Genomic DNA, 18,915 nt, shown 5'->3' with positions numbered 1-18,915 from the left:
TGGTGCCGGCTCAGTGGGCGCTGTTGCCGTCTCCGTGGTTGGCGGCTCCGCTCCCGGCTCCGCCTCCTTTTCGATGGCCTGGCGAGCGGCCCCGCAGCAGGTCAGCAGGATGCAGAGCGCGACAACGACCAGGCATCGCGCGCGCTTCGGCCAAGCCCTGACGCCCGGCTCCTCGACGGGGGGTCCGTTTGTCTCATTGATCACGGCAAGCCTGCCATCACGAGCCCACTCGCCTCCTCGCTTGTCGAACGGCCAGCGCGAATGAACGCTGCGCCGTCTGTACCTCCTGATTCCGTTCGGCCCAAGCAAATGATCCGGCGATCCCCGTCAATGACGTCTGTAAACTGACATGGCCAAAATCCTGCTAAGCCAAGCACCGCGGTATTGGGCAGTAGGTCGATCGGGGTCGGCTGTTATCGAGGAGGCGCGAGAAGACTTGTTGAGGCGACGCGATAGACAAGCTGCCCGCTGGCAACAACAAGCGGTCTATGCACGAAGGAGAGGCAAAGCCGCCTTTTTCCCGGCGGCGAAGTTCGTATGGATAAAAACCTTGCATCTGCAAAAAAGTGGTATCTCGAAATATCGCGCCGGCACGAAATGATGCCGCTACACTAGATTGACTTTAGATGTAGTTTTGTCGATGACGCAACAGTCGCCTTGTGAGTAGCGGCGCGGCGGCACCGCCGCGCTGCACCATTGCTTGGCGTCCACGGCCGCATTCATTTCTGTGCTACGGAGATCAGGATCGGCGTTGCGCGCTTAAACCATCGATGCCATCGAATCGCCATGGCAGCCAATTGTTCTGCGCTGGCGAATGCGCCTCTTATCAACAGGCGCACGATTCGTATGGCAGCCGCGTTGGCGAAATTTTCGCTTCTTCCAGGCCGAGTCCTTGCTCTAGGATCAGTCATTTCAGTTTTGGCGCTCACCCACAATGCGCTCGAGGAATTTTCGGAACCAAAGCGTACAGCACAGATCCGGGCGTCATGGGGATTTGAGATGGCCGATCGTATCGCACTTTTCATCGACGGCGCGAATCTTCACACCACCGTCAAGAACCTCGGTTTTGAAATCGATTTCAGGCGACTGCTCTCGGAGTTCGGCAAGTATGGACAGATCGTCCGCGCCTACTTCTACACGGTCGTGAGAGACGACGACGAGTTCAGCAGCCTTCGGCCGCTGGTGGATTGGCTCGATTACAACGGATATGCGGTCAGGAGAAAGTTAGCCAAAACCCACGATGACGGCGAAGGCCGGCGGCGAATGAAGCGCAGCATCGGCATCGAGCTCGCGGTCGACGCATTGGAAATCGCGCACCGCATCGACCACGCGTACCTGTTCTCTGGCGACGGTGATCTGCGCGCCGTCGTCGAAGCTGTCAGGCGGGCTGGTGTCCGCGTGACAGTCGTTTCCAGCATCCGAACCAAGCCTCCCATGATCGCCGACGAGCTTCGCAGGCAAGCTGATGTCTTCCTCGAGCTCGAAAACCTCAGGGCATCGATCGAACGTCCAGCGCACCCGATCGCGCCCGAGTGAAATCGCGGGCGCCTCTTCCGGCGAGGGAGTAAAAGGGCGGCTTTGCTTGTCCGTAAATCACCGAGTTGCGCGAGCCGGGCGCTGACATCACTATCCCCCAAACAACGAAACAGAGGGTAACACCCATGTGGAGGTCGGTCGGCTGCCTGTTGTTGTTCTTGGCGGCGACGAGCGCTGCGGCAGCTGAATCTTCAAAGTTCACCTGCGACACGCCGCGCGGCAAGCGGATCGAGCCTGGCACCTCAGGCAAAGGCAGTGACGTTCGATGGATCGATGACGATCTGGACGCGGTCCGGCCCGCTGTTGTGATCGATGGCCAGACCTTCACGGTCACGTGGGGAACGTCGGTCGCGATTGAAGGCAGGGGAACCAAGGTCATGACCTATGTTTTCGCCGCCGCCCAACGCACCGCTGCGTCGATCGTTGCGACCCGCGTGGACGAGTCCACTGCAGAGATCTTCCGGTTCTATTTTGCCAGCAGGTCACTTTACAAACTGACCAGCCGGCTGGACGGCCCCTCGTCAGACCCAAAGGCCCCGCCCCTCGTCGCGACCTACCTCGCGACCTGCCACGAACAGTAGCCTCGGCTGGCCGGCCATTAGGACAAACTTAACTGACCTGCTGTTCCGGGTTTTCGGTGTTGCTCCTTGGCAACCATCCCGAGCCCAAGCAAATACAACTAAAATATTGAAATTTAATAAAAATCTTGAGATTCTGCTCACCCGCCCGCCATGACATGCCCCCACTTAGAGCCACTGTGTGGCTCAAATGTCATAGGTCGCGGAACTGTCCTTTGTTACCCTTCGGAGGATTCTACGTATATTTTTGTGAGTTGGGGGCGGAGATTATGAAGTCGGCATACACGGTCATTGCGTGCCTATGCCTGGCGGCAACGCCAGCATGTGCCGAGGTTTTTTCTATTAATGATGCTCTACGCCAGGCCATGCAGACCAACCCGGGTATCGGCGAGGCTTCGGCGAACCGGCGGGCGACGGAAAGCGAGCTGCGGCAAACCCAAAGCACACTGCTGCCGCAGGTGCGCATTGACGCCAGCTACGGCCCGGAAAAATTCGATCAATCGCCGGGCTTCATCAGCCCGAACATTCAGGCAGCGCCGACCGTGGGGTCAGGCCCATGGCGCAATGGCAGCCAGGAATCAGTCGTGGTGCGCCAGCTGCTGTGGGACGGTTTTTCGTCGATCTATGACGTCTGGCGCCAGACCGCGCGCGTCAATGCAGCTGCCTCCCGCGTCAAGGAGAGAACCGAGCTCTTGGCCCTCGACGCCGCCGAAGGCTACATCGACGTCACGCGCTACATGCGGCTGGTCGGCCTTGCCCAGCAAAACGTCGCCAATCACGAGAAGATCTTTTCAAACGTGAACTCCCGCTTCTCGGGCGGCCGGGCCGGCGAAGGCGATCTGGAGCAAGCCCGGGAGCGCGTCGAGGCCGCCCGCGCGGCACTCGCCGAATTCCAGCGCAGCCTGGATGACGCCAGGGCGAAGTACCGCAAGACGGTTGGCCTGGAGCCGATCAATGTTCGCTTCCCTGCCCCTCTCGCGGGATTGCCGCACAGCCGCGACGAAGCGCTGGCGACCACCCTCCGGTTCAATTCGACGATCGCGGCGGCACAGTCCGACGCCGACGCCGCCAAGCATGCGTTCAAGGCCACGGACGGCACATTCGGCCCGAAATTCTATCTCGAGGGACGGGCAACCCATTACGACAACTCCTACCCTTACGTCGCGACCCCAGGCACTCCCTCCATTACGCATGAGGACTACAGCGGCAAGGTTGTGATGTCGTGGGACATCTTCCGCGGCGGCCAGGATGCCTGGAACAGGTCGGAGAAGGCCGAGCGGTTTACCGAAGCCACCATGCGCCACGCGCGCTTGCAGCGTGACGCGTATGAGTCGATCGACAAGGCGTGGAATGCCCGTACGATTACGGTCACGCGCATCGCCGCTTTGACGCGTCAGCTGGAAGCGGACCGCAAGACCATCGTGGCGTTCCAGAAGGAATACGAACTCGGCCAGCGTTCGCTGATCGATCTCTTGAACGCGCAGAACCAGTTCTTCAACGCGTCGGTCTCGCTCACCTCAGCCCGCGGCGTCGTGGTTTTCGCCGACTATCAGCTGCTGGCCGCGATGGGCACCTTGATCGAGTACCTGAAGGCTCCGCCCCCGGTCGATGCTGCGCCGACGGACATGCTTTCGATTGGCCTGCCCCGCTACTCGTTCCCGACGCTTCGCGTGAACCTCCCGCAAACCGGGTCCGAGCCGCTGCGCGTCGCCGTTCCGGCGCCTGTCGCCCGTCCTGCCAAGACCTATGCGGCAGCCCAGCCGAAGGATGTTGGCTTTGCGGACCGCTTCACCGGCGCGACGACGACCGCAGCGGTGCCCGGTTCAGCGGAATGGATGCAGCAGCAAAAGACCGCTGCGGACGGCCCGAACGTCATTTACGCGGATCCGTCGGTCACGGCGAACGCGAGCTCCTATGCGTCGACCAAGCCCCACTGGCTACTGTCGGCCTTCCCGAGTTCTGCGCGATAGCGACCGCCAACAAGCTCAGGATAGGACTGCCGGAAGGGCCCCAAGTCGGGGCCCTTTCGATTCCTTATTAATCGTTAAGATAAGTTTCGCTGAATTTGTTCGCTGTTTGTTGTAGTCTGCCCGAAATCTAATGCGATTGCTGCATTTCCATTTTGCTTGTCGAGGTTTCAGTTGTTGTTTCGAACCCCCAGCGCGGCGGCCGACGCCGTCCGCCCCTCGCCGGATGACTCAACCTCAAAGCCTGTCGCGATCAATGGGCCACGCGCGCTGGGCGACGATCCCCTCACCGCATCGTTGACCTATCTTGCCGCCCATCACGGCCGCGCGGTCAGCCGCGAAGCTCTCCTCGGCGGACTTCCGATCACGGACGGACGCTTGTCCGTTTCGCTCTACGACCGCGCGGCAAGGCGCGCCGGTCTGGAGACCGAGGCCGTCAAGCGCGACATTTCAGACATTCCCGCGCTGGTCCTGCCGGCCGTCCTCGTCATGAAGAACGGCTCCGCGCTGATCCTTCTGGGTGTGGACCCGGCGAACAAGTCGATCAAGGTCGTTGATCCGGCGACGCCGAACAGCCCGCGCGTCGCCGACATCGCCTCGCTCGCCACGGACTATACCGGCTATGCGTTCCTGGTGAGAAGCGCGCCGCAGGCCGATGCGCGCGCCGTCGCCGCAGGCGACATCCCCAAGAGCCACTGGTTCTGGTCGGTGGTGAAGACGCATTGGCGCAGCTACGGGCACATCGCGGTCGCGGCCTTTCTGACCAACATCCTCGCGCTGGCGACGCCGCTGTTCACGATGAGCGTCTATGACCGCGTCATCCCCAACGGGGCGATCCCCTCCCTGATCGCGCTCTCGATCGGCATGGGGCTCGGCATCGTCTTCGATTTCATCTTCCGCATGGTCCGCAGCCGCATGATCGACGTGACCGGCAAGACCATCGACGTCGTGCTGGCCGCGAACATCTTCGAGCATGTGATGTCGGTGAAGATGGCGCAGCGGCCGACGTCGGTTGGCATCCTGGCCAATCAGCTCCGGGACTTCGACTCGGTGCGCGAGTTCTTCACCTCCGGTAGCGTGGTTTCGGCGACCGACCTGCTGTTCGCCATTCTCTTCGTTGGGGTGCTGTTCCTCATCGCCGGACCGCTGGCCTGGATCCCGCTGATCATGCTGCCGCTGGTCATGCTGATCGGCTTCCTGCTGCAGCGCCCGCTCGATCGCGCCATCAAGCGCCTGCAGGCCGAATCCGCCGCCCGGCACGGTGTGCTGGTCGAGTCGCTGTCCGGCCTCGAAACCGTCCGTGCGACCGGCGCCGAGGCCCGCATGCAGACCTTGTGGGAACGCTCGGTTGCCGCGACCGCCCGATCCGGCGAGGACGTTCACTTCTGGTCGTCGATGTCGCTGACGAGCGCGAGCACGGCCCAGCAGATCACGAGCCTGCTCCTCGTCATCGTCGGCATTTTCCTGATCCTCGACGGCAAGCTGAGCGTCGGCGCGCTGGTCGCCGCAAACATGCTCGCCGGGCGCGTTCTGGCGCCGATCGCCGGGATCGCCTCGGTGATCACCAAGGGCACGCAGACGATCACGGCCCTCAAGGCGATCGACCGCATCATGTCGATCGAGCGGGAACGGTCGCCGACCCGGTCCTATGTCACAAGGCGAATCGAAGACGGCAAGGTCGCCTTCGAGAACGTGTCATTCGCCTACCCCAACGCGCCGGGTAACGCGCTCGAAAAGGTCAGCTTCAAGATCGAGGGCGGTGAGAGGGTCGGCATCATCGGCAGGGTGGGATCTGGCAAGACCACGGTCGGCAGGTTGCTGCTCGGATTTTACGAGCCGAAGGAAGGCCGCATCCTGGTCGATGGCGTCGACTCGCGCCAATACGATCCCTCGGACCTGCGCGCCGGCATCGGCTTTGCGATGCAGGATACCGATCTGTTCTTCGGCAAGCTGCGCGACAACATCGCCCTTGGCAAACCGGAAGCGACCGACGAGGAAGTCCTGCTTGCCGCGCGGCTCTCCGGCGTCGAAAGCTTCATCGCCGGCCACCCGATGGGCTATGACATGCCCATCTCGGAAGGCGGCCGCAGCCTGTCGGGCGGCCAGAAGCAGGCCATCGGGCTCGCGCGCGTTTTGATCCGCAAGCCTCGCGTGCTCTTTCTCGACGAGCCGACGGCGCACTTCGATATTCGCAGCGAACAGGAATTCCTTGAGCGGCTCAAGGGCCTCAATGATGATCGCATGACCATCATCATTTCGACCCATCGCCTGTCATTGCTGAACATGGTCGATCGCTTGCTGCTGTTCGACAATGGCCGCCTGGTTGCCGACGGCCCGCGCGACAAGGTGCTCGCCCTGCTCCAGGGCCGGCCGGCGTCCGCGGCCCCGTCGCCGGAGAATACGATCCAGCCGAAATCCGCATAACGAGCAAATACATTATGGCGTCTTCCGATTTCACATTTGCAAATGATATCCGGTCCGCGGCGCTGCTGCGCACGCCGCGCACCTCCCGCATGCTGCTGTGGACCTCTTGCGCGCTGCTTGCGACGTTCCTGATCTGGGCCCATTTTGCCGTGCTGGACGAGGTCAAGCGCGGCAGCGGCCGCGTCGTGCCGTCGCGGCAGATGCAGGTGGTTCAATCGCTCGAAGGCGGGATCGTCGGCGACATCCTGATCCGGGAAGGCGACATCGTTCAGCAGGGCCAGTCCCTGATGCGCATCGATGATACGAAATTTGCTTCCGAGTTCGGCGAAATCCGCGAGCGGCGCGCGGCGATGGCGGCGCGGGTGGCCCGCCTCGACGCCGAGGCGCGCGGCCGAGCCGAGATCACCTTCCCGGATGATCTCGACAAGATGGTCCCCGCCGCCGTCGCGACCGAGGCCAGCGTGTTCAAGATGCGGGGTCAGAAGGTCGCGCAGGACATCGACGTCCTCAACCAGCAGGTCACTCGCCTCACCGGCTCCCTCAAGCTCCTGGAGCGCGAGCAGACCCTGACGCGCAGGCTGTATGAGCAGAAGGTCGTGCCGGAGATCGAGATGCTGCGGCTTGATCGGCAGGCAACCGAGATGAAGGGACAGCTGGCCGAAGCGCAATCGAAGATCGCGAACATCACCGCATCGTTCCGTTCGCAGGCCGACGAGGACCTGGCCAAATCGCGTGCCGACCTCGCCGTGCTCGACGAGAATATCAAGTCCGCCCAGGACCGGGTGCGCCGCACGGATCTGAAGGCGCCGGTGCACGGCATCGTCAACAAACTGAACATCAGTACCATCGGTGCCGTCGTGCAGCCGGGCGCCAACCTGATGGACATCGTGCCGCTGGACGACACGCTGCTGGTGGAAGGCCGGATTCGTCCCCAGGACATCGCGTTTATCCGTCCCGACCAGGACGCGGTGGTGAAGATCAGCGCCTATGATTCCTCGGTCTACGGATCGCTGAAGGGCAAGGTCGAACGCATCAGCGCCGACACCATCGTCGACGACAAGGCGGAAAAGACCGAACGCCAGGAGACCTTCTACCGGGTCATGGTGCGTACCGATAAGAACCATCTCGGCAGCGAGCAGCATCCGCTGCCGATCATTCCGGGCATGGTGACCACGGTCGAGGTCCTGACCGGCGAGAAATCCGTGCTGGACTATATCGTGAAGCCCGCGCGGCTGCTGCGTGACGAGGCCCTGCGCGAACGCTGATCGCGACCACGGATTCCGTGGTTAACCGATCGTGACCTCGTTTCGCTCAATTTCGAACGAACCGGCAAACCCCGGATTGACCGCCTTTTCGACATTCGAGGCGGCGGCCCCTCCACTTAACTCCGCTTAAGCGGCCAAGGCGCCAGTCTGCACCCCGATAACAGCGGGGACGCAGATCGACGCACAGACGTTGACGGTCCCCGACATTGGGGACGTCATATGAAGTCGCTGAAGTTTGCTTCGTCGGCGGTCATGGCCGCGGCTGCACTGACCATAGGTCTTTGCGCAGCGCCATCAGCGTTTGCCGCGGACGAGCTCTCTCTCGGAAAACCCGCCGGCGAGCTCGCGCCCGCCGCGGACGCCGCGTCGAACCGCCCGCCTGCCACCTTCTTCACCATCGCCGACGTCCTGGCCAAGCTCGACCGGCAGCGCGGCCGTGGTCCGAACGCCATTCGCACCGCCTCGCTCACGCCGCCAAATACCGCGACCGACGCGGTGCCCGCGGCACAGCCGCTTCCGCCTGTCGGCGCCGAGCCGTTTGGCCTGTTCACCTTCCGCGCACCGGAAAACGGCCTGTGGCGCAAATGGCGCGGCCTCGAATCCGATCTCGCAAAGGAGCAGAGCGTTCTCGAGCAATGCCGGGAGAGCGCCGCCGGCTGCCCGTCGCAAGCCGCGCAATTCCTTCGCCTGATCGGCGCGGTCAAGTCCAAATCCGGACGCGACCGGCTGGATGAGGCCAACCGCGCCGTCAACCAGGCGATCCGCTATGTCAGCGACTTCGCCCAGCACGGCGAGGCCGACCGGTGGACTGCCCCGCTCGCCACCTTCGCGACCGGCAAGGGCGACTGCGAGGACTATGCGATCGCAAAATACATCGCGCTCAGCGAAGCAGGCTTCCCGCGCGAGAATCTGCGCCTGGTGCTGGGCCGCGATCGCGCCATCCGCCAGGATCATGCCGTGCTGGCGGCGCGCCTGGATGGCCATTGGCTGATCCTGGACAGCCGCCGCTCCGAATTGATTGATGACGGTGAGCTCGGCAACTTCACACCGATGTTCGCGATCAACGACCGCGGCGTGCAGCTGTTTGCGGCACCTTACGCCAAGCGGCTCCCGCTCGGCGACGAGCTCGACGCGGTGCCGGCGGCCGCCAATGCCGCGGAGACGGAATGGATGGGGGTGGAGCCCCCTGATGCGGCGAGCCCCCTCACCGGCTTCCTGCCCGTGCTGATGTGATTGCCCGCGAGTAGACGACAATCAATCAAGAAAAATCCGCGGAGAGGTCTCCGCGGATTTCTGATTTTGCTGCAAGCCTGACCTAGAAAATATGAACGTTCGTAGCCGCCGGCACGCCGGTGCTCACATGTGCGAGGTCCACTTTGTCGGAGCCTGTGCCATTTGCCGAGTACCAGAGCTCTTGAGTGGTATTGTTGAAAAAGAACTTGTTCGTGCTTGCACTTTCGCTCCAGGCGCTGGCGTTGTTCTCGGTCTGGCCGCTGACTGCCGATGACGTGAACTGACCAGCCGTAAGGGCGTTTGAAGCGCCCGTCGGCAGGCTCAGACCGGCCACGTCGAGAAGGAGCGTATCACCGCTGTTGAAATCACTGATGATTTCGTGGGCGCTGAGATTGAGAACAAACTTGTCGTCCCCACCATTGCCAGTGAGCGTCTCGTTGGTTGGTCCGGCGACAATGACATCATTGCCGGCCGTGCCCAGCAGGGTCGTGGTGCCATTGATGTTGATATTGATGGTGCTCGACGCCGTGTCGCCGTCACCGTCAATCGTCGACACGTTGAAGCTCAGATCCTCGGAGACGTTCGTGGTCGACGAAACTCCGACACCAACCAGGTCGACCTTGCCGCTGCCTGTCACGTCCGTGAACTGGACAGTGTAGAGCTGCAGGCCGGCCGGCGCTGTGGGCGTCGACCATTCGGTGGCGACCGTGGTGTGGGTGGAAGGATCGAAATCACCGGATACCGATGTGATGGAGGCGGCGTGCACTCCGTCCCAATAGGAGACGACATAGTGGATTTTGTCGCCGCCGGAGTAGTGCGAGAACGTGTAGTTCGCGACCGATTCGTTTGCCGGCGGATGGAACGCGGCGTTGCCGACCGGACTGGCGATTGCGCCGCTCGTGAAATCGAACAGCAGCTTTTCATTGGGGTCGAAGTTATTGTTGTCGACGCCCCAACCGCTGGTTGATCCGTTCACACCGCCTTGGCCGCCGCCGGAAGCCGTGCCCGAAACAACCGCCAGCTGATCGGTGTTCGAGGAAAGAACCTGCTCTTCCGATGGTCCCGAGCCGAAGGAGGATGAACTGCCGACATTCTGGATCGTTGTCTCCGTGAATGGCTGAAGCAATGTAAATAGGTAGTGACCGGTTGTGTCATCCAGATTCAGCGTGAAGATATTGTTCGCCGCCGACGGGGCCGCACCGATATAGGCCGTCAAATTCTGTCCAAGTGCGTCGATGGAATAGTGCACGGCCTGGCCATTGAACGTCAGGCCGGCCGGCGCCGTGTTTCCAGTCAAGGTGAAGTCGTATGCGCCGAAACCATCGGCGCCGGAGAACACGGGCAGGTTACCGACCACGGACATTCCCGCGTAATCGGCAATGATTCCATGCTCGATCGTGCCGAAACTCGGGCCGTCGTCGAGGAAGCTGATATGCGTGCTGATGTCGGCGGTGGCCGTCACATGATCGCCATCGGCGTCCGTCAACGTGACCGTCGCGCCGATCTTGCCGGCCGTCATCGTCAGCAGATCGTTCGGACTGGCGGTGCTGTTGTGGTGGAGCGAGAGATAGTCCGCCACATAGAGCTGACCGGTGATCGGATCGATGGCGATCGCGAAGGCCGTTTGGCCCGTCAGGCTGGGGTTGGCGACATCGTTGCCCACAGTACCGATGATCCGGCCACTGGCATCCAGCGACAGCGCGATCCCCGTGCCATCCGTCAATGTCAGGCCTGACGCAGCGCTGAGGACGCTCAACGCGTAGGTCGTAGACCCCGCGCCGTCAGAGCCGAAGCTGCCGCCGGCCACCGTCAGGATGCTGCTCGCGCCCGTCGAGGCAAAGCTGAGCGCACCGTTGTCAAGCGACGCTGCCGACACATCGGTGTCGACGCCCTTGTTCGCAACCGTGCTGAACAGCGCAGCGACAGTGCTGGCGGCACCGTTGAACGTGATCGCAGTGGAGCCGAGCACGTCGCTCGCGCCGCCGATGGTCTGCACGCCGGGCGTCTCGTCCACGCCGATCGTAGCTGCGCTCACAGTCGCCGTCGGCGCCGTCGGGCCGCTGTCCTGGATCGTGAACACGCCGGTGCCGAGGTCGAGCGGCGTCGACACGCTGTCGCCGTCGGCATCGACGATGGTCTGCACCACCTGCAGCAGATTGGCGCTAGTCAACGTCAGCGTGGCCGCATCGTCCGGATTGTTCGGATCGGAGTGCCAGATGTTGTTGACCTGCGTGAACGTCACGATCCCGGTCGCGGGATCAACGGTGATCGTGAAGTAGGTCGTCGCGCCAACCGAACCGGTGATGGTGTTGCCGGACTGGTTCAGCAGAATCTGTGCACCCTGTCCGATACCATCGCCGTCGCCGGCAGTCTTGTCGGTCGCATCGAGCGCATAGAGGCCGGAGGCCACGTTCGAGCCCGTCAGCTTCAGCGTGTAGGTCGTCGAACCCGCACCGTCGCTGCCGTAGCTGCCGCCGGTGAAGTTGTCGGAGAAGTTCGCCGTCACGGAAACAAGTCCGTTCGGCGCCGTGCCGCCCGCGGCGTCGGTGCCAACAGGACGGGTCTCGTCCAGCACGAGCGTGTCGGTCGGGCCGGTCACCGTGCCGGCGGTCGGACCGCTGTCCTGGATCGTGAACACGCCGGTGCCGAGGTTCAGCGGCGTCGTCACGCTGTCGCCGTCCGCATCGGTGATGGTCTGCACCACCTGCAACAGATTGGCAGCCGACAGCGTCAGCGTCGCAGAATCGTCCGGGTTGGTCGGATCGGAGTGCCAGATATTGTTAAGCTGGGTGAAGGTCACGATGCCGGTCGAAGGATCGATCGTGATCGTGAAGTAGTTGGTGCCGCCGACCGAGCCGGTGATGGTGTTGCCGACCTGGTTCAGCAAAATCTGCGCACCCTGTCCGATACCATCGCCGTCGCCGGCGGTCTTGTCGGTCGGATCGAGCGCATAGAGGCCGGAGGCCACATTCGCACCGGTGAGCTTCAGCGTGTACGTCGTGCTGCCAGCACCGTCGCTGCCGTAGCTGCCGCCGGTGAAGTTGTTGGAAAAGTCCGCCGTCACGGTGTCGAGCCCGGTCGGCGCCGTGCCGCCGGCGGTGTCGCTGCCAACAGGACGGGTCTCGTCCAGCACGAGGGTGTCGGTCGGGCCAGTCACCGTGCCCGCGGTCGGGCCGCTGTCCTGGATCGTGAACACGCCCGTGCCGAGGTTGAGCGGCGTCGTCACGCTATCACCATCGGCATCCGTGATGGTCTGCACCACCTGCAGCAACTCAGGGCGCGTCAGCGTCAGCGTCGCCGCATCGTCCGGGTTGGTCGGATCGGAATGCCAGATGTTGTTGACCTGGGTAAAGGTCACGATCCCGGTTGTCTCGTTGATCGTGATCGTGAAGTAGGTCGTGCCGTTCGCCGAGCCGGTGATGGTGTCACCGACCTGGTTGAGCACGATCTGCGTACCTTGGCCGATGCCATCGCCGTCGCCGGCGGTCTTGTCGGTCGGATCGAGCGCATAGAGGCCGGAGGCGACGTTCGCACCTGTCAGCTTCAGCGTGTAGGTCGTCGACCCAGCACCATCGCTGCCGTAGCTGCCGGCAGTGAAGTTGTTGGAGAAGTCCGCCGTCACGGTGTCGAGCCCGGTCGGCGCCGTGCCGCCGGCAGTATCCGTTCCTGTGGGACGGGTCTCGTCCAGCACCAAGGTGTCGGTCGGGCCGGTCACCGTGCCCGCGGTCGGGCCGCTGTCCTGGATCGTGAACACACCGGTGCCGACGTCGAGCGGCGTCGCAACGCTGTCGCCATCCGCATCGGTGATGGTCTGCACCACCTGAAGCAGGTTCGCGGCCGACAGGGTCAGCGTCGCGGCATCGTCCGGGTTGGTCGGATCGGAGTGCCAGATGTTGTTGACCTGCGTGAAGGTCGCGATCCCGGTCGTCTCGTTGATCGTGATCGTGAAGTAGGTCGTGCCGTTCGCCGAGCCGGTGATGGTGTCACCGACCTGGTTGAGCACGATCTGCGTACCTTGGCCGATGCCATCGCCGTCGCCGGCGGTCTTGTCGGTTGGATCGAGGGCGTACAGACCGGAGGCGATGTTCGCACCGGTCAGCTTCAGCGCGTAGGTCGTCGACCCAGCACCATCGCTGCCGTAGCTGCCGGCGGTGAAGTTGTTGGAGAAGTCCGCCGTCACGGTGTCGAGCCCGGTCGGCGCCGTGCCGCCGGCGGTATCCGTTCCTGTGGGACGGGTCTCGTCCAGCACCAAGGTGTCGGTCGGGCCGGTCACCGTGCCGGCGGTCGGGCCGCTGTCCTGGATCGTGAACACGCCGGTGCCGACGTTGAGCGGCGTCGTCACGCTATCACCATCGGCGTCCGTGATGGTCTGCACCACCTGCAGCAGGTTGGCGGCCGACAGGGTCAGCGTCGCCGCATCGTCCGGATTGGTCGGATCGGAGTGCCAGATGTTGTTGACCTGGATAAAGGTCACGATCCCGGTCGTCTCATTGATCGTGATCGTGAAGTAGGTCGTGCCGTTCGCCAAACCGGTGATCGTGTCACCGACCTGGTTGAGCACGATCTGCGTACCCTGCCCGAAATGAGTCGGGTCGGTGTCGGTCGGATCCAGCGCATAGAGACCGGAGGCCACATTCACACCGGTCAGCTTCAGCGTGTAGGCCGTGTTGCCCGGGCCGTCGCTGCCGTAGCTGCCGGCAGTGAAGTTGTTGGAGAAGTCCGCCGTCACGGTGTCGAGCCCGGTCGGCGCCGTGCCGCCTGCGGTGTCGCTGCCAACCGGACGGGTCTCGTCCAGCACCAAGGTGTCGGTCGGACCGGTCACCGTGCCGGCGGTCGGGCCGCTGTCCTGGATCGTGAACACGCCGGTGCCGACATCGAGCGGCGTCGTCACGCTGTCGCCATCCGCATCGGTGATGGTCTGCACCACCTGCAGCAGGTTCGCGGCCGACAGGGTCAGCGTCGCAGAATCGTCCGGATTGGTCGGATCGGAATGCCAGATGTTGTTGAGCTGGGTAAAGGTGACGATCCCCGTCGAGGGATCGATCGTGATCGTGAAGTAATTGGTGCCGCCAGCCGAGCCGGTGATGGTGTTGCCGACCTGGTTCAGCAGGATCTGCGCGCCCTGTCCGATGCCATCGCCGTCGGCGGTGGTCGTGTCGGTCGCATCGAGCGCAAAGAGGCCGGACGCCACGTTGGCGCCGGTGAGCTTCAGCGTGTAGGTCGTGTTGCCCGCACCGTCGCTGCCGTAGCTGCCGGCCGAGAAGTTGTTGGAGAAGTCTGCCGTCACGGTGTCGAGGCCGGTCGGCGCCGTGCCGCCCGCCGTGTCCGTGCCGACGGGACGGGTCTCGTCCAGAACCAACGTATCCGCCGCCGCGATCACCGTGCCCGCGGTCGGACCGCTATCCTGGATCGTGAACACACCGGTGCCGAGGTTGAGCGACGTCGTCACGCTGTCGCCGTCGGCGTCCGTGATGGTCTGCACGAGCTGCAGCAGTTCGGGGCGCGTCAGCGTCAGCGTCGCGGCGTCATCCGGGTTGGTCGGATCCGAGTGCCAGATGTTGTTGAGCTGGGTGAAAGTCACGATGCCGGTCGAGGGATCGATCGTGATCGTGAAGTAATCGGTGCCGCCGGCCGAGCCGGTGATGGTGTTGCCGACCTGGTTCAGCAGGATCTGCGCACCCTGCCCGATGCCATCGCCATCGCCGGTGGTCGTGTCGGTCGCATCAAGGGCGTACAGGCCGGACGCCACGTTGGCGCCGGTGAGCTTCAGCGTGTACGCCGAATTGCCCGGGCCATCGCTGCCATAGCTGCCGCCGGCGAAGCCGTTCGAAAAATCCGCCGTCACGGTGTCGAGGCCGGTCGGCGCCGTGCCGCCCGCGGTGTCGCTGCCGACAGGACGCGTCTCGTCGAGCACAAGCGTGTCCGTTGCGCCGGACAGCGTGCTCGCCGTCGGGCCGCTGTCCTGGATGGTGAACACACCGGTGCCGAGGTCGAGCGGCGTCGACACGTGGTCGCCGTCCGCGTCGGTGATGGTCTGCACCACCTGCAGCAGATTGGCAGCCGACAGCGTCAGCGTCGCGGCATCGTCCGGATTGGTCGGATCGGAGTGCCAGATGTTGTTGACCTGGGTGAAGGTCACGATCCCGGTCGTCTCGTCGATCGTGATCGTGAAGTAGGTCGTGCCGTTCGCCGAGCCGGTGATGGTGTCACCGACCTGGTTGAGCACGATCTGCGTCCCCTGCCCGAAATGGGTTGGGTCGGTGTCGGTCGGATCCAGCGCATAGAGACCGGAGGCGACGTTGGCGCCGGTGAGCTTCAGCGTGTAGGCCGTGTTGCCCGCGCCGTCGCTGCCATAATTGCCGCCGGTGAAGTTGTTGGAGAAGTCCGCCGTGACGGTGTCGAGGCCGGTCGGCGCGGTGCCGCCCGCAGTGTCGGTGCCGACAGGCCGCGTCTCGTCCAGCACAAGGGTGTCGGTCGGGCCGGCCACCGTGCCCGCCGTCGGGCCGCTGTCCTGGATCGTGAACACACCGGTGCCGAGATCGAGCGGCGTCGACACGCTGTCGCCGTCCGCGTCGGTGATGGTCTGCACCACCTGCAACAGGTTGGCGCTCGAGAGCGTCAGCGTCGCCGTGTCATCCGGATTGGTCGGATCGGCGTGCCAGATGTTGTTGAGCTGGGTGAACGTCACGATCCCGGTCGTCTCGTCGATCGTGATCGTGAAGTAGGTGGTCGCGCCGACCGAACCGGTGATGGTGTCACCGGACTGGTTCAGCACGATCTGCGCGCCCTGCCCGAAATGGGTCGGGTCGGTGTCGCTCGGATCGAGCGCATAGAGGCCGGAGGCCACGTTCGCGCCGGTCAGCTTCAGCGTGTAGGCCGTGTTGCCCGGGCCGTCGCTGCCGTAGCTGCCGGCCGAGAAGTTGTTCGAGAAGTCCGCCGTGACGGTGTCGAGGCCGGTCGGCGCCGTGCCGCCCGCCGTGTCGGTGCCGACGGGACGGGTCTCGTCCAGCACCAACGTATCCGCCGCCGCGATCACCGTGCCGGCGGTCGGCCCGCTGTCCTGGATCGTGAACACGCCGGTGCCGACATCGAGCGGCGTCGTCACGCTGTCGCCGTCGGCATCGACGATGGTCTGAACCACCTGCAGCAGATTGGCGCCAGACAGCGTCAGCGTCGCCGCATCGTCCGGATTGGTCGGGTCGGAGTGCCAGATATTGTTGAGCTGGGTGAATGTCACGATGCCGGTCGAGGGATCGATCGTGATCGTGAAGTAATTGGTGCCGCCAGCCGAGCCGGTGATCGTGTTGCCGACCTGGTTCAGCAGAATCTGCGCGCCCTGCCCGATGCCGTCGCCGTCGGCGGTGGTCGTATCGGTCGCATCAAGGGCGTAGAGACCGGACGCCACATTCGCGCCGGCGAGGTTCAACGTGTAGGTCGTGTGGCCCGGGCCGTCGCTGCCATAGCTGCCGGGCGTGAAGTTGTTGGAGAAGTCTGCCGTCACGGAATCAAGGCCGGTCGGCGCTGTGCCGCCCGCGGTGTCCGTGCCGACCGGACTGGTCTCGTCGAGCACCAGCGTGTCAGTTGCACCGGTCACCGTGCCGGCGGTCGGGCCGCTGTCCTGGATCGTGAACACACGGGTGCCGACATCGAGCGGCGTCGACACGCTGTCGCCGTCCGCGTCGGTGATGGTCTGCACCACCTGCAGCAGGCTCGGGCTCGACAGCGTCAGCGTTGCCGGATCGTCCGGATTCTTCGGGTCAGAATGCCAGATGTTGTTCGACTGCGTGAAGGTGACGATACCGGTCGACGGATCAATCGTGATGGTGAAATACGTCGTCCCGCCGGCCGAGCCGGTGATCGTGTTGCCGGACTGGTTGAGGACGATCTGCGCGCCCTGTCCGATGCCGTCGCCGTCAGCGGTGGTCGTGTCGGTCGGATCCAGCGCGTAGAGACCCGAGGCCACGTTCGAGCCGGTGAGCTTCAGCGTGTAGGCCGTATGGCCGGGTCCGTCGCTGCCGTAGCTGCCGGACGTGAAGTCGTGGGAGAAGTCCGCCGTCACGCTGGCAAGCCCGCTCGGCGCAAAGCCGCCCGGCGTGTCGCTGCCGACCGGCCGCGACTCGTCCAGCACCAGCGTTTCCGCCGGCCCTTCCTTCTGGATCACCGTGCCGGCCGTCGGACCGCTGTCCTGAATTGTGAACACGCCGCCACCAAGGTTGATCGGCGTTGTCACGCTGTCGCCGTCCACGTCAGTGATGGTCTGCACCACCTGCAGCAGGCTGGCGCTGGAGAGGGTCAACGTCGCCGCGTCATCCGGGTTGGTCGGATCGGCATGCCAGATGTTGTTGACCTGGGTGAAGGTCACGATCCCGGTCGTCTCGTTGATCGTGATCGTGAAGTAGGTCGTACCGTTCGCCGAGCCGGTGATGGTGTCACCGGACTGGTTCAGCACGATCTGCGCACCCTGCCCGAAATGGGCCGGGTTGGTGTCGGTCGGATCCAGCGCATAGAGGCCGGAGGCGACGTTCGTGCCGGTGAGATGCAGCGTGTAGGCAGTGCTGCCGGCACCGTCGGCGCCGTAGCTGCCGCCGGTGAAATTGTTGGAGAAGTCCGCCGTCACGCTGGCGAGGCCGGTCGGCGTCGTGCCGCCTGCGGTGTCGCTGCCGACAGGACGCGTCTCATCCAGCACCAGCGTGTCGGTCGCGCCGGTCACCGTGCCCGCCACCGGACCATCGTCAAGGATCGTCAGATGCGAGCCGACATCGACGCTCGCACTTGCCGACTGATTGTTGTTGTCAGTCACGGTGGCGGTCAGCGTGATCAGACCCGACGCCAGCGTGATCCCTTCATTGAAGTTGCCCGGTGTTGCCTCATGAACCGCGCGCAGATCGGTCAGCGTCACATGACCCGCACCGTCAACCGAGACCGTGAGGACCAGATCGCCACTGATCGCCGTGCGCCCTTCCACGACGCCGGCCGCGTTGACCGTCAGCAGAACGTGCTGACCGGTCGCCGAATCGATCAGACCGGAATCTTCGTTCGGTGTCGTGACCGACAGCGCATAGGTCAGCGACTGCTGGCCGCCAGGTACCGTGACGTTGAACGACACCTGCACAGACGCGACCGTTGCCCCTGCGGGTCCAAGCCCCGAACCGGCGACACCATGGTTGGTGGCCGCGGTCAGGAAGCTCTCGTCGACGATCAGCGCCGACAGGGGATTGCCGGAAATGATCGGAGGCGGAGCAACGCCCAGCACGAAGCCGGTCGGCGGCGGCGGGGTCACGAGGTTCGGCAACTCTTCCTGCGGCGCCAACACGTTGGTCGGCACGGGAGCTAGCGGATCGATCGCGAACGGACTGAAATTCGCGCCGCTCGCCTGCGCGTTGCCGTTCGAGTTGCCGCCATTGTCGGCCGCCGGCAACACGGAGGCGTCCGTGCTGATCGGAAAAAGAGTCGCGAATTCCTGGACCGAGACCTCGCGCCCCGGCGCCATCTCGATCGTGACATTCTTCTGCCCATCCGCACGAGAGTCGAAGAACGGCTCAACCGTGACGGTCGACTGGTTGTCGAACAGGATGATCAGCTTTTCGCCGACGTGAACCAGCGTGATCTTTTCATTGGCGATCGACGAAAAGTCGACCTTCACCTTCTGGTCGTATCCAAGATTGACGACCACCGCCTGATCGGTCAGCGGCTTGGTCAGCTTGTAAATTCGTACGGGAGCCGAATTGGTGGAATTGCCGGTGCCGGTTGCCTGAGCGACCTGAAACGAACCCTGCATTATCAACTCCGCAAAATGCGATTAGAGGAAAAATTGTAGAAAAATTTAGTTTTAGGCTATTGTTAACCCTCCCCGCGGTCAAGAAATGTATTTGGTTAATCAATGCTTTCCGTGGAAGTGTGGTAAAGATCGGA

Annotated in this window: 8 protein-coding genes; 7 read left to right on the top strand and 1 reads right to left on the bottom strand. The window is 63.5% G+C overall.

The features are described 5' to 3' along the window. Positions 1 to 349 precede the first annotated feature (349 nt). The 7 genes from ACE10X_RS17005 to ACE10X_RS16975 all read left to right on the top strand — a co-directional run bounded on the left by ACE10X_RS17005 (position 350) and on the right by ACE10X_RS16975 (position 9,003). A complete protein-coding gene (locus ACE10X_RS17005; protein ID WP_375764327.1) occupies positions 350 to 601 on the top strand; it encodes a hypothetical protein in 252 nt (83 codons plus the stop codon). A 398-nt stretch (positions 602 to 999) separates the two neighbouring features. Further along, entirely contained in the window at positions 1,000 to 1,536 is a 537-nt protein-coding gene (locus ACE10X_RS17000) for an NYN domain-containing protein (protein ID WP_375764326.1), read from the top strand. A gap of 125 nt (positions 1,537 to 1,661) precedes the next feature. Then, complete coding sequence (locus ACE10X_RS16995) at positions 1,662 to 2,117, top strand: hypothetical protein (protein ID WP_375764325.1); 456 nt, start codon at positions 1,662 to 1,664, stop codon at positions 2,115 to 2,117. A gap of 266 nt (positions 2,118 to 2,383) precedes the next feature. Continuing rightward, the gene (locus tag ACE10X_RS16990) at positions 2,384 to 4,084 is read left to right on the top strand and encodes a TolC family outer membrane protein (RefSeq protein ID WP_375764324.1); all 1,701 of its coding nucleotides are present in this window, start codon (positions 2,384 to 2,386) and stop codon (positions 4,082 to 4,084) included. A gap of 249 nt (positions 4,085 to 4,333) precedes the next feature. Next, positions 4,334 to 6,505 carry a type I secretion system permease/ATPase gene (locus ACE10X_RS16985; protein WP_375764585.1) on the top strand — a complete coding sequence of 724 codons (2,172 nt, stop codon included), beginning with the start codon at positions 4,334 to 4,336 and terminating at the stop codon, positions 6,503 to 6,505. 14 nt (positions 6,506 to 6,519) lie between these two features. After that, a complete protein-coding gene (locus ACE10X_RS16980) occupies positions 6,520 to 7,770 on the top strand; it encodes an HlyD family type I secretion periplasmic adaptor subunit (protein ID WP_375764323.1) in 1,251 nt (416 codons plus the stop codon). Between the two features lie 219 nt (positions 7,771 to 7,989). Continuing rightward, a complete protein-coding gene (locus ACE10X_RS16975) occupies positions 7,990 to 9,003 on the top strand; it encodes a transglutaminase-like cysteine peptidase (RefSeq protein ID WP_375764322.1) in 1,014 nt (337 codons plus the stop codon). Between the two features lie 82 nt (positions 9,004 to 9,085). Here ACE10X_RS16975 and ACE10X_RS16970 read toward each other — a convergent pair whose 3' ends face one another. After that, a complete protein-coding gene (locus ACE10X_RS16970) occupies positions 9,086 to 18,781 on the bottom strand; it encodes a beta strand repeat-containing protein (protein ID WP_375764321.1) in 9,696 nt (3,231 codons plus the stop codon). Positions 18,782 to 18,915: the final 134 nt, after the last annotated feature.

Source organism: Bradyrhizobium sp. Pha-3, assembly GCF_042258325.1.
GTDB classification, from domain to species: Bacteria; Pseudomonadota; Alphaproteobacteria; order Rhizobiales; family Xanthobacteraceae; genus Bradyrhizobium; species Bradyrhizobium elkanii.
The sequence above is the reverse complement of the archived record's forward strand: the minus strand, read 5'-3'. Positions and strand labels throughout refer to the sequence as shown.